The following is a 15,422-nucleotide window of genomic DNA, read 5'->3' as shown; positions in this document are numbered from 1 at the left end:
GGGCGCCCCGGTGGGTCCTTACCCGTGGCGCGGACAGGCGCGATGAGCTGCGAGCATGCGTCCTTTCCCGCCACGGGCCGCCGCACTGGCTGTATCTTGCTGTGCGTCCCCGCGTCCGGTCATCGATCGTTTTCGATTCGACAACGATCGGCTCGGTGCTGGGGATCTTGCGGCCCGGGGGGGCCTACGGTCGTCCCCGGTGCGCAGACGGATCTGCCCTTCGGACGTATGGGAGCACAGACAGATGACTGTCCCCGTTGGCGGTCCGCCGCTTGCCCTCACCACGACGCTCGCCCGGCTCCGGGCGCTCGCCGCGGAGAGACGACTGGACGTGGACGAGATCCTCGACGCGGTGTCCCTCTCCGAGCGGACCGGCGTCCCCGTGGAGGTGACGGCGGCGCTGCTGCGCGGCGAGGAGTTCGCCGACCCCTCGCCCGAGGAGACCGAGGAGACGGTCCGCCGTCGCGCGGCCTTCCTGTACGCCGTCTCGCGCGACCCGCAGGGGCAGCCGTACGCGGTCGCGGAGATCGCGGCGGCGATCGGCGCCGACTCGCGGTGGGTCGGCGACCTGGTGTCGGGCCGCAGACCGCCGCACCTGCGGCACTGCGCGGAGTTCGCGGCCTTCTTCGGCCGCGACGTCACCTTCCTGACGGACACGCCGGCCCAGGCGGTGAACAGGGCCCTGTGGCCAGCGGTCGAATCCCTCAACTACCGATCGGGCGACTTGATGGCCGACCTCACGAACCAGTACGGGCTGGTGTCGATCTCCACCCGGGGAAGAGCCCTCACCCGCACGCAGGAGACGCTGCTGCTGGGCATGATCACCGGACTCCTCTCCTCCGAGGTGGCCCGGTGAACCTGTCCCGTTCGATGCGCAAGCTGTGCACGGCCTTGACCTCCTCGCTCGACCTGGAGGCGCCGGTCGAGCCGCAGACCCTCTTCCGCGCCCTGTGCGACGCCATGAGCCGCACCCGCGGCGGCCGCCCGATCGTGCTGCGCTTCGAGCGCTTCCCGTCCGGGCTGACCACCTCGGGCCTGTGGCTGAACATGGAGGACTACGACATCGTCGTGGTGGAGAAGTTCACGACGCCCGACCACCAACTCGTCATCCTCGGGCACGAGCTGTGGCACATGAAGGCCGGCCACTGCCACGGCCACGGGGGCGGGGCGGCGGACGACGCCGCGCGCTCCCTGCCCGACGCCTCGGACCTGACGTACGCGAGCGTGGCCGCGCGGTCCCATTACGAGGACGTCCAGGAGATCGAGGCGGAGAGCTTCGGGCTGATGCTCGGGGACAGGTGCCGGCCGTGGCTGAGCGGCGGCGAGGCGGCCGGGGCCGCCCGCCGCAGCGACGTCGCCGGCCGGATAGGCAACGCCCTGGGCTACCGCGGACCGATCGGTTGACGGTGACCTCGGACAAGTACTACATCCCGTACCTCATACCGGCGGCGATCCTCACCCTGGCCTTCGCGATCCGCCTGCCCGTCATGATGAGGTTCTGGCGGATCGACCCCAACGTGCGCTCGGTCGGCGGCCTGCTCCTGCTGGCGTCGGCCGTCTTCTACTTCGGCCGTCCCAAGACCCTCGTGCTGCTGAACAGCGCGACGGGCGTCAGCAACTTCGCGGCGCCGCTGGTCTACACGCTGCTCATGATGTTCTGCGCCTCCTGCCTGATCATGATCATCCACTGGAGGGGCGGCGATCCCCGGCGGGTGCGCCGGGCCACCTGGACCATCGGCGTCCTCTACGCGGCCGTGGTGGCCGGCCTGTGGATCACCTTCGCGTTCGCCGAGGTGCCGGTCGAGCGGCTGCGGGACCTGGACACGTACTACGCCAACACCCCCTGGATGCGCGAGCACATCGTGCTCTACCTGGGGGCCCACACCACCGCCTGCGCCATCACCGCCGTCGTCACCTGGTCCTGGCTGCGGGAGGTCACGGGATGGCTGCGGGCCGGCCTGGTGCTCCTGGTCGTCGGGTTCCTGCTGAACCTCTGCTACGACACGGTGAAGCTGACGGCGGTGATCGCCCGCTGGAACGGCCGCGACCTGGACTGGCTCAGCACCTACGTGGCCCCGCCCATCGCCTCCGTGTGCGCCCTGTTCATCGCCCTGGGGTTCATCCTGCCCCACGCGGGCCAGGCGCTCCAGGCGCTCTGCACCGACTACTACCACTACCGGTGCCTGGCCCCGTTCACGCGGGAGCTGGCGGACCTGGACACCGCGTCGATGCGGCTGCCCCGGCGTTCGCCCATCAGCCGTCGGCTGGTCCACCGCAGGACCCAGATCAGCGACGGGCTGCTGCGGCTCCAGCCGTACATGGACCCCGGGATCCGCGAGCGGGCGCTCGCCGAGGCGCGGGCGCGGGGCGAGGCGCCGCAGCGGGCGGCGGCGACCGCCGAGGCGGTGGCCGTGGTCGCGGCGGTGGCGGCCCTGCGCGGCGGCGCCGAGGCGGAGGGCGCCGCGGTGCCGGTGCCGGCGGAGGCACCGGACCTGGTCGCGGTGGCCAAGGCGCTGCGCCGGTCCCCCGCCGTTTCCTCCTTGCGCGCCCGGTCCGGGCCGTCAGACCGTCCAGAGAGCGTGAGGCCATGAGCAGTTCACCGCGGCCGGCCGGCCGGCACACCTCGGTCGTCATCGGCGGCAGCCTGGCGGGCATGCTCACGGCCGCCGCGCTCGCCGGTTCCGGTTCCGGGCCAAGCGAGGTCGTCGTCTTCGAGCGGGACGCGCTGCCCGACGGGCCGGTCCCCCGCAAGGGGCTGCCCCAGGCCCACCACGCGCACCTGCTGTGGTCCGGCGGGGCCGCGGCCGTCGACTCCCTGCTGCCCGGCACCATCGGGGCGCTGATGAAGGACGGGGCCCACCGGATCTCGCTGCCCACGAACATGGTCGGCCTCTCCCCCGAGGGCTGGTTCCGCCGCTGGGCGCGGGAGTCCCACTACGTGCTCATCGCCAGCCGCGACCTGCTCGACTGGCACGTCCGCCGGGCCGTGGCGGCGCTCCCGAACGTGACCGTCACCGACCGCACCGAGGTGCTGGGCCTGACGGGCGGTGCCCGGCGGGTCACCGGGGTCCGGGTGCGCGGGACGGACGCCGTCGAACGGGTCCTGGACGCGGACCTGGTGGTGGACGCGTCCGGGCGGGCCTCGCGCACGCCGGTGTGGCTGGAGGGGTTCGGGGTGCCCGGGGCGGCCGTACGGACGGTCGACCCCGGGCTCGTCTACGCCAGCCGGGTCTTCCGGGCCCCGAAGGACCTCGGCAACACCTTCCCGGTCGTGGTGAACGTCCAGGCCGATCCACGCCGGACCGGGCCCGGGCGGTCCGCGACCCTGGTCCCGATCGAGGGCGACCGCTGGCTCGTGACCCTGTCGGGGACGCGCGGCGGCGAACCCAGCGCGGACCCGGAGGCCTTCGGGGAGTTCGCGCGGGGGCTGCGGCACCCGATCGTGAGCGAGCTGATCGCCGGTGCGGAGCCGCTGACGGACGTGGTGCTCACCCGTACGACCGTCAACCGCAGGCACCACTACGAGAAGGCCGCGCTGCCCGCGGGGTTCCTGGTGCTCGGGGACGCGGTCGCCGCCTACAACCCGGTGTACGGGCACGGGATGTCGGTGGCCGCGCAGAGCGCGCTCGCGCTGCGGGCCGCCGTCGCCCGCCACGGCCTGTCCGACGGGCGGCTCGCCGCCCGCGCCCAGAAGGCCCTCGCCGGGCCGGTGGCTGCCGCCTGGGCGCTGTCCACGGGGAACGACGTCTTCTACCCCGGTGCCACCGAGAACGGCCCGACGGCGGCCGAGCGGGCCGCCGCCGCCTACGTGCGCAGGCTGATGCGCACCAGCACCGGGAACGGGCGGGTGGCCCGTGCGGTGACCGACGTGATGACCCTGGAGCGCCCCGCGACCCGGCTGTTCACCCCGCCGGTGCTGCTGGCGGCCCTGCTGGGGCCCGGCCGGGCGCAGCTGACGGGCCCGCCGCTCACGCCGTCGGAGCTGGCGGCGGTGGCCGAGCCGCGGGGGTAGCCGGGGCCCCGGTTCCGCTCAGGCGGGCGGGACGAGGGTGAACCAGTGCTCCAGCAGTGCGGCGTCACCGGTGACGTCGAGCTGCTCGGCGGGGAGCCGCCCCCACAGGAACAGCATCAGGTCGGAGGCGGTGCCGGCCGCCTCGACGTGGACGGGAGCGGTGTCGCGGCGGTCGGACCGGACCTCGTCGCCGTCGAACTCCACCGTCCAGTTGCCGGGGGCGTCGGTACGGCGGAAGCGGTAGCGCTCGCCCGTTCCGGGCGGGGCCTGCTTCCAGCCGCGCCGGGCGGGGGCCATCACCTCGAAGGTCTGGGTGACGGCGTCCACCGCGAGGGCCGGCGCGAAGCGGGCCGGGTACCCCGTGACCGCTTCGGCGTCCCAGCGGTGGACGGCCTGTTCGATGGTCTGCATCCGGATCCAGAAGCCGCTGGTGCGGTCCCCGTCCGGCGACCAGGTCCACACCGGTGCGTCCGGTCCCAGTTCGCGCAGGACCGCCACCAGGTCCCGGGCGGCCGCGGCCGACCAGTCGAAGAGCTCCTCGGGCACGGGCCCGCGGTGCGGGGTCCGGTCCGGCACGGGCCAGGCCGCCCGTACGAGGGGGTCGGCGGGGAGGGCGTAGAGCTCCGGGTCCGTGGGGTCGCAGGGCTCGGCGAGCCGCTCCCGGAGGATGTGGGTGAGGTAGCGCTGGACGCTGCCGAGGTGGCCGACGAGGTCCGCGACCGACCAGCCGGGGCAGGAGGGCACCGGCGGTGCCTCCCGTCCGCCGTCGGCCGCCCGGCGGACGGCCTTGTCGAAGACCTCCGCCTCGTGCTGGAGGATGTGGAGCCGGGTGAGGTGGTCCATGGGGTCCACCCTGCCCCCTGGTGTCCCCGGGGACTCAGCTTGCGCGCTGGGCGAACGACGCGAGGGCCTGCGCGGTGCTCGCCTCCAGGGCGCCGGCGCCGCATTCGCGGCTGGTGAGGTGGGCGCGGGCGAGCAGCCCGGGGTCCTGGAGTTCGGTGCCCAGCGCGGCCAGCGTCCGGGCCAGTTCGTAGGCGGCCGGGGAGTCCTCCAGCAGGGCGACGGCCTCCCGGAGCAGGTCGGCGCGGTCCGGCGGGGCGGCCACCTCGGCCGCGACGCGCAGGGCCTGGCCGATGGCGGAGGGGGCGCCGAAGGCGCGGGCGCGGCGTACGGCCTCGGCCGTCAGCGCGCGGGCCCTTGCGGGGTCCTCGGGGGCGACGGCGCGGGCCAGGAGCAGCCGCCAGGGGCACCAGGCCGGGTTCTGGATGCCGCGCGGGGTGAGCCGCCGCTCGACGGCCTCCAGTTCGGCGGCGGCGGCCTTGCGGTCGCCGCCGGCCAGCAGGAGTTCCGCGTACACGGTCTGCGAGTCGGGGAAGACCACGGCGGCGGGGAAGGGCTCCCCGTACTCGTGCTCCCGCGCCAGGCCCCAGGCCTCGTCGACCCGGCCCCGGGCGACGAGGGTGGTGAGGAGGATGGCGATGGCGTACCAGTGCACGGGCGTACGGCGGCCCACGCGCTCGGCGAGGCGCAGTCCGGCCCGGGCCAGTTCCTCGGCCTCGACGAGCCGTCCGCGGCGGTAGCGGATGTAGGCGCGGAGGCTGTAGGCGAAGGACAGGTGGGCGCCGTGCCAGCCCTGGCGTTCGAACTCGGCGGTGCCCTCCTCGAAGAGCTCCTCGGCGCGGCCGGGCCGGTCGGCGTACATGTGGACCATGGCGGCGAGCACGGGGACCTCGAAGCCGCGGTCCTCGTGGGCCCAGCTGAAGGGCTCGGCGAGGACCCGGTCGGCGTGGTGGAGGACCGTGTCGAGGGGTTCGCCGCGCAGGCAGGCGTCCCAGGCGCGCAGTCCGATGACGTACCGCTCGGTGAGGTCGCGGCCGGGCAGGCGGTCGGCGAGCCGGGTCAGGCGGCGCGAGCGGGCCGGGGAGTCGGTTTCGGCGGCGTTGAAGGCGTCCCACATGAACTGCTCGGACTGCAGGCGCAGCCGGGCGCGGGCGTCGTGGGTGCGCGGGATCTCTCGGCCGAGGAGTTCGGAGGCGGCGGCGAGGTGGTCGCTGTGGGCGAGGACCTGGGCGAGCCGGATGACGATGCCCTGGCGCAGGGCGGGGTCGTCGAAGGGTTCGGCGAGGGCGGCGCGCAGGTGGTTGACGGTGTTGGCGGGTTCGGTGAGCAGGGAGGCGCAGCCCAGTTCGTAGAGGACGGCGGCGCGTTCGTCGAAGTCCGGGGGTTCCTCCAGGGCGCGGGCGAGCTGGCGGCGGGCGGCTTCGGGGGCGCCGGCCCGGAGGTTCTCGGCAGCGGCCTCGCGCAGGGTGCGCACCACCCAGGGGTCGTTCTCGGGCTGGGTCTCCAGGAGGTGGCGGGCGGCCGCGGAGGAGCCGAGTCCGGCGTCGACGACGGCCGCGGCGGCCTTGCCGTGCAGGGCGACGCGCAGGGCGTCGGGGATGGCCCGGTATATGGCGGTGGCGATCAGCGGGTGGACGAACTCCAGCCCCGTGTCGCCCTCTTCGGCGGCTGCGGCCTCGGCCGGCGGGGCGGACAGGATGCGGGCGTCGCGGAGCCGGACGGTGGCGTCGGCTGCCTCCTCGGCGCCGAGTACGGCGACGCGGGCGGCGATGCGCCGCGGGACGTCGGTGCCGAGGACGGCGCAGGCCCAGGCGAAGCGGACGGTGGAGGGGCCGAGGCTGTGCAGGCGGGCGACGAGCCCGCTGCCGCGCTGGGCGGCGGCGAGGTCGGCGAGCAGCGGGGCGCTGGCCTCGACGGGGGCGAGGCCCTTGGCGCGGACCTTGGCGGTGAGTTCGACGGCCTCGAAGGGGTTGCCGGTGGTCACGGCCCAGGCCTCGCGGCAGAAGGCCTCCTCGGCGTGGGCGCCGACGGTCTCGCGGACCAGGGTGGAGACGGCGTCCGCGCTGAGCGGGTTGAGGATGAGCGGGCGCTGTCCGGCGCGGCCGGGCAGGGTGCGGAAGGCCTCGGCGTGTGCGGGGAGTTCGTCGGGCCGGTAGGCGGTGACGAGGAGCAGCGGGAGGTGTTCGGCGCGCGGGGCGAAGCCGGCGAGCCAGCCGAGGGACTCGGGGTCGGCCCAGTGGGCGTCGTCCAGGACGAGGACGACGGGGGGCCGCTGGACGGTGAGGTGGGTCAGGACCCAGTCGAGCCCGTCGCGCAGGCCCTGCGGGTCGGGCGGGGCGCCCTGGGCGGGGGCGCACAGGCCGAGGGCGGGTCCGACGATGGCGTACCAGCTGCCGAGGGCGGCCCGCAGTTCGGCCTCGGGGCGGCCGGCCAGCTGGGGCTGGATGAGCTGCCGGGCGACGTGGAAGGGCTGGGTCTGCTCCTGTTCGCCGCCGCGGGCGGCCAGCAGGGTGCAGGCGCGGGCGAGGGCGCGGCGGCGCACCTCGGCGAGCAGGGTGGTCTTGCCGAGGCCGGCCGGGCCGGAGAGGGCGAGGAGGCCGCCGCCGGAGTCGGGGCCGGATCCGGTGAGCCGGTCCAGCGCCTCCTCCACGGCGACGAGTTCGGCTTCGCGTTCGAAGAGCGTGCGCCGTGTGCGGGTCCGGCGTTCCGTCATGGCTCGTACCCCCCAGGCCGGCTCGGGGGATCAGCGTACGCCCGCGCACGAGCCGATGGATCCCACTATCGGGAAAGAATCCGATCTTCTGTTCCGGGCCCCGGCCGAACGGGCCGCGGGGGCGGGGCCGTCAGTGCCACCGCCAGCCGAGGGCCGCGCCCTCGGGGAGGGCCGTCCATCGGGCCGAGGCCGCGTCGAGGGCGGTGCGGGCCCGCTCCAGCTGTGCCTCGTCGAGCGGGGGCCGGCCGACGCCGCGCCCCGTGACGGGCAGTCCGGACCAGGCGCGGTAGGCCCAGTTGACGGCCATCTCAGCCGCCATCACGGCGTCTGCGCCCCGGCGCAGCACCTTGAGGCCCGAGCGGCGGTGGCGGCCCGGGTCGGTCGTCTCGAAGCCCTGGAAGGTGGCGCCGGCGGCCATGGCGCCCCAGAAGCCGTCGGTGATGCCGAGCGCCTCCTCCACGGCGGCGTGGGCGAGGTCGTGCGGCAGGGTCGGGCCGGTGGGCCGGGCGGGCAGCCGTACGTCGGGGCCGCGGCGGCCGGTGACCGTGATCTCGTGCTGATTGCCCGGCAGCTTCCGGAAGGAGATGTCCATCGGGGCGACGGTAGGGCGCCGCCGGCGGCGGTCGCCACCGGATTACCGGGCCGGATCCGGCCCCGGCGGGTTCGCGGCGGCCGTCCGTGGACGGCCGCCGGGTGAGGCACGCCGAGGCCGTACTGGAGGACGCCTTCACCGGCGGGCACCTGGGCACCGTGTCCGGGGAGCACGAGCTCCAGGTCGCCCTGCGGCTGAGCGCCCGGCCGGCGTGACCGTGGCGGGCCGGCCGTGCGGGCGCTCAGTTCGGGCCGGAGCGTCCGCCGCGCGTCCCCAGGACGAACCTGCGCCACTCGCGCGGCGCGAAGACCAGTGAGGGGCCGTCGGGGCGCTCGCCGTTGCGCATGGCGATGAACCCCTCCACGAAGGCGATCTGGACGTCGCCCACCCCCCGGCTGCCGGCCTGCCAGTCGGCCCCGCTGAGATCGAGCTCGGGCCTGGGCCTGGGCGTGCCCCAGCCGGCAACGGGCTGCGAAACCGTGCTCTCCGCCACGTGCGTGCTCCTCCCGGTACGGTACGTCGTCGTCCGGGGGCCCAGAGTAGCGACCGGGGCGGGCGCCGCACAGGCCGCGGGCGCCACCCGCGGCCGGTCCGGCACACCTGCCCGCCCCGCCCCTCCGCTCAGGAGCTCGGCGGCTCCGCGCCGACGAGCCACATCGCGAAGAACTGCGCGCCGCCGCCGTACGCGTGCCCCATCGCCCGGCGGGCCCCGGGCACCTGGTGCTCCCCGGCCCGGCCGCGGACCTGGAGGGCCGCCTCCGCGAAGCGGATCATGCCCGAGGCGCCGATCGGGTTGGTGGACAGCACCCCGCCGGAGGGGTTCACCGGGAGGTCTCCGTCCAGTTCGGTCACCCCCGCCTCGGTGAGCTTCCAGCCCTCGCCCTCCTGCGCGAAGCCCAGGTTCTCCAGCCACATCGGCTCGTACCAGGAGAACGGCACGTACATCTCGACCGCGTCGATCTCCCGGCGCGGGTCGGTGATCCCGGCCTGCCGGTAGACGTCGGCCGCGCAGTCCTTGCCGGCCTGCGGGGAGACGAAGTCCTTGCCCGCGAAGAGGGTCGGCTCGCTGCGCATCGCCCCGCCGTGCACCCAGGCGGGCGGATGCGGCGAGCGGGCCGCGCCGGCCCGGTCGGTGAGGACCATCGCGCAGGCGCCGTCCGAGGACGGGCAGGTCTCGGAGTACCGGATCGGGTCCCAGAGCATCGGCGAGGCCTGGACCTTCTCCAGGGTGATGTCGTGCTCGTGGAGGTGCGCGTACGGGTTCTTCAGGGCGTTGCGCCGGTCCTTGTACGCGACGAGCGAGCCCACGGCGTCGGGGGCGCCGGTGCGCCGCATGTACGCGCGCACGTGCGGGGCGAAGAAGCCGCCCGCGCCCGCGAGCAGCGGCTGCTGGAAGGGGACGGGCAGCGAGAGCCCCCACATGGCGTTGGACTCGGACTGCTTCTCGAAGGCCAGGGTCAGGACGGTGCGGTGGACGCGGGCGGCGACGAGGTTGGCGGCGACCAGGGCGGTGGACCCGCCGACGGACCCGGCCGTGTGGACGCGGAGCATCGGTTTGCCGACCGCGCCGAGGGCGTCGGCCAGGTAGAGCTCCGGCATCATCACGCCCTCGAAGAAGTCGGGGGCCTTGCCGATGACGACGGCGTCGACGTCGGCCCAGGTCAGCTCCGCGTCGGCGAGGGCGCGGGCCGCGGCCTCGCGGACCAGGCCGGCGATGGAGACGTCGTGCCGGGCGGCGACGTGCTTGGTCTGGCCGATCCCGACGACGGCCACGGGCTCCTTGCCCGGTGTGTTCATGCGGGGTCCCCTTCCAGGACGGCGACCAGGTTCTGCTGGAGGCAGGGGCCGGAGGTGGCGTGCGCGACGGCCCGGCGGGACTCGCCGCGGTGGATGCGGGCGGCCGCCTCGCCGATCCGGATCAGGCCGGCGGCCATCATCGGGTTGGCGGCGAGCGCCCCGCCCGAGGGGTTGACGGCCACCGCGTCGCCGAGACCGAGCGCCTTGCGGAGCACCACCTCCTGGGAGGAGAACGGCGCGTGCAGTTCGGCCGTGTCGACGGGGGCGTCGAAGACCCCGGCGTGCTCGGCGGCGGTCCGGGTGGACGGCGAGTCGGTGAGGTCGCGCAGGCCGAGGGAGTGCGCCTCGATGCGGTGGTCGATGCCGGTGATCCAGGCGGGCCGTTCGCACAGCCGCCGCGCGGTGTCCCCGGCGGCCAGGACCACGGCGGCGGCGCCGTCCCCGATGGGCGGGCAGTCGCCGGTGCGCAGCGGCCGGACCTGGTAGTCGCCCTGCGGGACGGGGCCGCTGAGCTGGGCGTGCGGGTTGGTCCCGGCACGGGCGCGGCTGCGGGCGGCGATCCCGGCGAGCGCGCGCTCGTCGGTCTCGCCCGCGTCGATCAGGGCCTGCGCCTGGAGGGCGGCGAGGGCGACCGAGTCGGGCCACAGGGGGGCGAGGTAGTACGGGTCGAGCTGCCGGGTGAGGACGTCGCGTACGGATCCGGGCGAGGACTTTCCGTACGAGTAGACGAGGGCGGTGTCGGCCTCGCCGGTCTGGATCTTGACCCAGGCCTCGTAGAGCGCCCAGGCGCCGTCCATCTCGACGTGCGACTCGGAGATGGGCGGCCAGGCGCCGACCCCGTCGAGGGTCATGGTGAAGGAGAAGGCCCGGCCGGCGAGGTAGTCGCTGGAGCCGGAGCAGGTGAAGCCGATCTCGCCCGCCTTGAGGCCGGTGGCGGCCAGGACCCGGTGCAGGACGGGCATCACCATCTCGACTTCGCTGAGTTCGTCGGTGCGGCGCAGGTGGTCGCTCTGGGCGAAGGCGACGACGGCCACCTCGCGCGCGTATCGGGTGGTCACAGCAGCTCCTTGTACGCGTCGTAGTCGGCGTCCGGCTCGCCGGTGGGGCGGTAGTGGTCGGGGTAACGGCCGCCGTCGGTCCACACGGGTTCGACGCGCAGGCCCATGCGGACCTGGTCGTACGGGATGCCGCCGATCCGGCCGTGGAGGGCGAGGCCGGCGCCGTCGAGGGCGATGTGGGCGTAGACGTAGGGGACCTCGATGTCGAGGTTGCGCGCCTTGATGTTGACGATGCAGAAGGTGGTGACGGTCCCGGCGGGGCCGACCTCGACCCGATCGGTGGTGGCCACCCCGCAGGTGGGGCAGGCGCCGCGCGGGGGGACGTACACCTTGTGGCAGGAGGGGCAGCGTTCGCCGACGGTGCGCCGCTCGGAGAGGGCGTTGATGTAGGCGGTCTGGGCGCGGCCGGGGCTGTAGGTGTAGTCGAGGCGGGCCTCGGCGACGATGCCGGTGACGGGCTCGTCGAACGCCCCGTCGTGGGGGGCGGCCGCGCCCGTTCCCGGGCCCCCGTACGGTTCGAAGCAGGCGATGTCGGTGATGGCCCCGGTGCGCTCGGGGGCCCAGCGGACGCGGACCCGCATCCCGGTGGACACGGCCTCGGGGCCGGGGGCGTCGAGGGCGTGCAGGATCGCGGTGTCGGCGCCGTCGAGGCGTACGAGCACCCATGCGAAGGGGGTGCCGAGGGGCTGCTGGGGGCGGGGTTCGCCGTTCCAGGCCCAGGTGGTGACGGTACCGGTGGGGGCGACCTCGACGAGCTCCCGGATCTCCTCGGCGGTGACGGGGTCGTACTCGGCGGGCGGGACCATGACCCGCCCGTCGGAGGTCCTGACGCCGAGCACGACTCCTTCCCGGAGGCCGGTGAGGAAGGCGCTCTGCACGGGCCCGAGGGACCGGGTGAAGGGGAACTCGACGACGAGGGGCGCACGCAGCACCTCGGGCGGGGACGCGGCTGTCATGAACGGCTCTCCGATTCTCGGGGGGGACGGTACGAAACCTCTGACGACGGCAAGCCCCTGCGGCCCACTCGCCCCCCGGGCCACGGCGCCCGGAGGGCGGCCGGCCCTCGCCGGCCCCGGCCACGGACCCGGCAGGGACCGGGCCGCAGGCCCAACCCCGGACCCGGACCACAGACCCGAGGCAGGACCGGGCCACAGACCCGGCGCGGGCCTGAGCCGCGGGCCGGGCCCGGGTTCCGGTGCGGGACCGGCCCGGTTCCGGTGCGGGACCGGAACGCTGGCCCGCCGCCGGTCCGGGCCGCAGGCCCAGGCCCGAGGCGCGGCGCCGGGGCCCAGTCCGCAGACCCGAGGCGGGACCGGGCAACGGGCCCGGCGCGGGCCGCGGGCCTGGGCCTGCGGCCTGGGCCGAGGCCCAACTCCGGGGCCGGGGCCGCAGGTCCAAATCCGGGACCAGACCGCAGGCCGGCCTGCGGCCCAGGCCGCAGGCCCGACGCGCGGCCCAGGCCGCAGGCCCGAGGCGCGGCGCCGGCCCCAGGCCGCAGGCCGCAGGCCGCAGGCCGCAGGCCCGAGGCGGGACCGGGCCACGGGCAGGGGCCGGGGCGCAGGCCCAAATCCGGGACCGCGCCCCAGGTCTGAGGCGGGACCGGACGCAGGCCCGGCGCGGAGCCCAGGCCGCAGGCCCGGCGCGGAGCCCAGGCCGCAGGCCCGGCGCGGAGCCCAGGCCGCAGGCCCGGCGCGGAGCGCCGGGGCCGCGGCCGGGGCCGTGGGTCAAGGGGGCTCGGGGGTACCCCGAGGGGTTCGGGTACACGCGCGGCCAGCGCCTAGGCTCGGCGGTAGACCGGCGGGCGCTTCTCCGCGAAGGCGCGCGCCCCCTCCTTCGCGTCGGCCGTGTCGAAGACCGGCCAGCCCCGCACCAGTTCGGCGGCCAGCCCCTCCGTCTCCGTCAGTTCGGCCGTCTCGTACACCGAGGCCTTTACCGCCTCCACGGCCAGCGGCCCGCACGCGTTGATCAGCTCGGCCGTCTCCAGCGCGGCGTCCAGCGCCGTCCCGTCCGGCACCACCCGCCCCACGAGCCCGATCCGCGCCGCCTCCTCCGCCGAGTACGGGCGCCCCGTCAGCAGCATCTCCAGCGCGTGCGTGCGCGGGACCTGCCGGGGCAGCCGGACCGTGGAGCCGCCGATCGGGAACAGCCCCCGCTTGACCTCGAAGAGGCCGAACGTGGCGCCCGCCCCCGCGACGCGGATGTCGGTGCCCTGGAGGATCTCGGTGCCGCCCGCCACGCAGTAGCCCTCGACCGCCGCGATCACCGGTTTGCGCGGCCGGTGGTGCCGGAGCATCGCCTTCCAGTGCAGGTCGGGGTCGGCCTTGAGGCGGTCCCGGTACTGGTCCCCCTCCATGCCCCGGCCCGCCAGGGCCTTGAGGTCCATGCCGGCGCAGAAGTCGCCGCCCGCGCCCGTCAGGACCACCGAGCGGACGGTGTCGTCCGCGTCCGCCTCCAGCCAGCCGTCGTACAGGCCCACCAGCAGGGGGAGCGAGAGCGCGTTCTTCGCCTCCGGCCTGTTCATGGTCAGCACCAGCGTGGCGCCCCGGCGTTCCACGGTCAGGTGTTCGGTCCCACCCATTGCCGTCCTCCCGTCTCAAGACCTAGAACAGGTTGCAGGAGGGCCGGGTGCAGTTCAATAGTTTTCTGACACCCAGTCAGATTTCCTGGCGTGCGCCCTTCCCACTTGGACCGGGCGGCGCTCTAATGACCGCCGAGCAGCCCAGCCGTGAGCACTTTCGGGTCAGGAGGAACGGTGGAGTACAACCTTGCCGACCTGTTCGAATCGGTCGTGGACGTGGTCCCGGACCGCGAGGCGCTGGTGTACGTCGACCACCCGGGTACCGGCGCGGAGCGCCGCCTGACGTACGCGGAACTGGACGCGGCGGCGAACCGCGTCGGGCACCACCTGCTGGACAGCGGGCTGCGGCCCGGCGAGCACGTGGGGCTGCACCTCTACAACGGGATCGAGTACCTGCAGACCGTACTGGCCTGCCTCAAGGCCCGCCTGGTGCCGGTGAACGTCAACTACCGGTACGTGGAGGAGGAGCTGGTCTACCTCTACAACGACGCCGACCTCGCCGCCCTCGTCTTCGAGGGCGAGTTCACCGGGCGGGTGGCGGCCGCGCTGCCGCAGACGCCGAAGCTGCGCCACCTGGTCCGGGTCGGCCGGGCGCCCGCCGGCGCGCCGGAGCCGGCGGTCGCGCCGGTCGCGTACGAGGACGCCGAGGCGGCCGGTTCCGCGGAGCGCGGCTTCCCGGAGCGCAGCCCCGACGACCTGTTCATCATCTACACCGGCGGCACCACCGGGATGCCCAAGGGCGTCATGTGGCGGGCCGAGGACCTGTTCTTCGCGGGCCTGTTCGGCGGGGAGCCGTCCGGCGAGCCGGTGAAGCGGCCGGAGGAGCTGGCCGAGCGGGTCGCGGCGCGCGGCGCCGGGCTCACCTTCTTCCCCGCTCCCCCGCTGATGCACGGTACGTCGACGCTGACCTCGTTCATCGCCTTCAACTACGGCCAGCGGGTGGTCATCCACCGCAAGTACGCGCCCGAGGAGGTGCTGCGCACCATAGAGAAGGAGAGGGTGTCGAGCGTCTCGCTGGTGGGCGACGCGATGCTGCGGCCGCTGATCGACGCCCTGAACGGCCCGCTCAAGGGGACGGACCTGTCCTCGCTGTTCAGCGTCTCCTCCTCCGGGGCGATCATGTCGGATTCCGTCCGCGCCGAGTTCCAGCGGCTGGTGCCGAACGTGGTGCTGCTGAACAACTTCGGCTCGTCCGAATCCGGTTCCAACGGGCGGGCGACGGACGACTCGGGCCCGGAGAAGGGGTTCCGGCTCCAGGTCAACGACCGTACGCAGGTGGTGGACCCGGTCACGCACGAGCCCGTGCCGGTCGGTGTCCCGGGGCGCCTCGCGCAGCGCGGGCACGTCCCGCTCGGCTACTACAACGACCCGGCGAAGACGGCGGAGACCTTCTTCCGGAAGGGCGCCGAACGCTGGGTGCTGCTCGGTGACATGGCGACGGTCGACGAGGAGGGCATCGTCACCGTGCTGGGGCGCGGCTCGCAGTGCATCAACACCGGCGGGGAGAAGGTGTACCCGGAGGAGGTCGAGCAGGCGCTGAAGTCGCATCCGGACGTGTACGACGCCCTGGTGGCGGGGGTCCCGGACCCGACGTGGGGCAACCACGTGGCCGCGGTGGTGCAGGTGCGGGAGGGCGCGCCGGAGCCGACGCTGGAGGAGATCCAGCGGCACTGCCGGACCCGGCTGGCCGGCTACAAGATCCCGCGCCAGCTGGTGATCACGCCGTCGGTGCAGCGTTCCCCGAGCGGCAAGGCGGACTACCGCTGGGCGAAGGCGGTGGCCACGGAGGCCGACGCGGGGGCGGGGCCGGGTTCGGCCGGTTAGCCGCCGGC

General features: G+C 74.9%; 13 protein-coding genes. 5 read left to right on the top strand and 8 right to left on the bottom strand.

Going from position 1 to position 15,422, the window contains the following annotated elements; genetic code table 11:
- Positions 1 to 244: 244 nt before the first annotated feature.
- From OG553_RS31360 to OG553_RS31345, 4 genes are read left to right on the top strand one after another with little or no spacing between them, the layout of a single operon-like run.
- Positions 245 to 856, top strand: a complete 612-nt coding sequence (locus tag OG553_RS31360; RefSeq protein ID WP_405982215.1) for a hypothetical protein — start codon at positions 245 to 247, stop codon at positions 854 to 856.
- A gap of 14 nt (positions 857 to 870) precedes the next feature.
- Complete coding sequence (locus OG553_RS31355) at positions 871 to 1,404, top strand: toxin-antitoxin system, toxin component (protein ID WP_405983189.1); 534 nt, start codon at positions 871 to 873, stop codon at positions 1,402 to 1,404.
- A 2-nt stretch (positions 1,405 to 1,406) separates the two neighbouring features.
- The gene (locus OG553_RS31350; RefSeq protein WP_405982214.1) at positions 1,407 to 2,591 is read left to right on the top strand and encodes an MAB_1171c family putative transporter; all 1,185 of its coding nucleotides are present in this window, start codon (positions 1,407 to 1,409) and stop codon (positions 2,589 to 2,591) included.
- Positions 2,588 to 4,012 (top strand): pyridine nucleotide-disulfide oxidoreductase, encoded by a 1,425-nt coding sequence (locus tag OG553_RS31345; RefSeq protein ID WP_405982213.1) that lies wholly within the window; start codon positions 2,588 to 2,590, stop codon positions 4,010 to 4,012. Before OG553_RS31350 ends, OG553_RS31345 begins: the two co-directional genes overlap by 4 nt.
- Before the next feature lie 18 nt (positions 4,013 to 4,030).
- Here OG553_RS31345 and OG553_RS31340 read toward each other — a convergent pair whose 3' ends face one another.
- From OG553_RS31340 to OG553_RS31305, 8 genes are all read right to left on the bottom strand, one after another.
- Complete coding sequence (locus OG553_RS31340; RefSeq protein WP_405982212.1) at positions 4,031 to 4,855, bottom strand: maleylpyruvate isomerase N-terminal domain-containing protein; 825 nt, start codon at positions 4,853 to 4,855, stop codon at positions 4,031 to 4,033.
- A gap of 34 nt (positions 4,856 to 4,889) precedes the next feature.
- Positions 4,890 to 7,565: an ATP-binding protein gene (locus tag OG553_RS31335; RefSeq protein WP_405982211.1), complete on the bottom strand. Its 2,676-nt coding sequence runs from the start codon at positions 7,563 to 7,565 to the stop codon at positions 4,890 to 4,892.
- A 130-nt stretch (positions 7,566 to 7,695) separates the two neighbouring features.
- Entirely contained in the window at positions 7,696 to 8,157 is a 462-nt protein-coding gene (locus tag OG553_RS31330) for a hypothetical protein (protein ID WP_405982210.1), read from the bottom strand.
- A gap of 241 nt (positions 8,158 to 8,398) precedes the next feature.
- Positions 8,399 to 8,650, bottom strand: coding sequence for a DUF397 domain-containing protein (locus OG553_RS31325; RefSeq protein WP_405982209.1), 252 nt, complete (start codon positions 8,648 to 8,650; stop codon positions 8,399 to 8,401).
- Positions 8,651 to 8,778: 128 nt separating this feature from the next.
- Positions 8,779 to 9,954, bottom strand: coding sequence for a thiolase domain-containing protein (locus tag OG553_RS31320; RefSeq protein WP_405982208.1), 1,176 nt, complete (start codon positions 9,952 to 9,954; stop codon positions 8,779 to 8,781).
- A complete protein-coding gene (locus tag OG553_RS31315) occupies positions 9,951 to 11,012 on the bottom strand; it encodes a thiolase domain-containing protein (RefSeq protein ID WP_405982207.1) in 1,062 nt (353 codons plus the stop codon). The genes OG553_RS31320 and OG553_RS31315 overlap by 4 nt, the downstream gene beginning before the upstream one ends.
- Positions 11,009 to 11,968: a Zn-ribbon domain-containing OB-fold protein gene (locus tag OG553_RS31310; protein ID WP_405982206.1), complete on the bottom strand. Its 960-nt coding sequence runs from the start codon at positions 11,966 to 11,968 to the stop codon at positions 11,009 to 11,011. The genes OG553_RS31315 and OG553_RS31310 overlap by 4 nt, the downstream gene beginning before the upstream one ends.
- A gap of 821 nt (positions 11,969 to 12,789) precedes the next feature.
- The gene (locus tag OG553_RS31305; protein ID WP_405982205.1) at positions 12,790 to 13,590 is read right to left on the bottom strand and encodes a crotonase/enoyl-CoA hydratase family protein; all 801 of its coding nucleotides are present in this window, start codon (positions 13,588 to 13,590) and stop codon (positions 12,790 to 12,792) included.
- Positions 13,591 to 13,764: 174 nt separating this feature from the next.
- Between OG553_RS31305 and OG553_RS31300 the strand changes: the two genes are divergently transcribed.
- A complete protein-coding gene (locus OG553_RS31300) occupies positions 13,765 to 15,414 on the top strand; it encodes an acyl-CoA synthetase (protein ID WP_405982204.1) in 1,650 nt (549 codons plus the stop codon).
- Positions 15,415 to 15,422: the final 8 nt, after the last annotated feature.

The organism is Streptomyces sp. NBC_00158 (genome assembly GCF_045160885.1).
Taxonomy (GTDB): Bacteria; Actinomycetota; Actinomycetes; order Streptomycetales; family Streptomycetaceae; genus Streptomyces.
The sequence above is the reverse complement of the archived record's forward strand: the minus strand, read 5'-3'. Positions and strand labels throughout refer to the sequence as shown.

Bases quoted from the DNA above. Each gene is read 5' to 3' on its own strand.
- OG553_RS31360 (WP_405982215.1), top strand. From the start codon at position 245: ATGACTGTCCCCGTTGGCGGTCCGCCGCTTGCCCTCACCACGACGCTC.
- OG553_RS31355 (WP_405983189.1), top strand. From the start codon at position 871: ATGCGCAAGCTGTGCACGGCCTTGACCTCCTCGCTCGACCTGGAGGCG.
- OG553_RS31345 (WP_405982213.1), top strand. From the start codon at position 2,588: ATGAGCAGTTCACCGCGGCCGGCCGGCCGGCACACCTCGGTCGTCATC.
- OG553_RS31340 (WP_405982212.1), bottom strand. From the start codon at position 4,855: ATGGACCACCTCACCCGGCTCCACATCCTCCAGCACGAGGCGGAGGTC.
- OG553_RS31335 (WP_405982211.1), bottom strand. From the start codon at position 7,565: ATGACGGAACGCCGGACCCGCACACGGCGCACGCTCTTCGAACGCGAA.
- OG553_RS31330 (WP_405982210.1), bottom strand. From the start codon at position 8,157: ATGGACATCTCCTTCCGGAAGCTGCCGGGCAATCAGCACGAGATCACG.
- OG553_RS31320 (WP_405982208.1), bottom strand. From the start codon at position 9,954: ATGAACACACCGGGCAAGGAGCCCGTGGCCGTCGTCGGGATCGGCCAG.
- OG553_RS31310 (WP_405982206.1), bottom strand. From the start codon at position 11,968: ATGACAGCCGCGTCCCCGCCCGAGGTGCTGCGTGCGCCCCTCGTCGTC.
- OG553_RS31305 (WP_405982205.1), bottom strand. From the start codon at position 13,590: ATGGGTGGGACCGAACACCTGACCGTGGAACGCCGGGGCGCCACGCTG.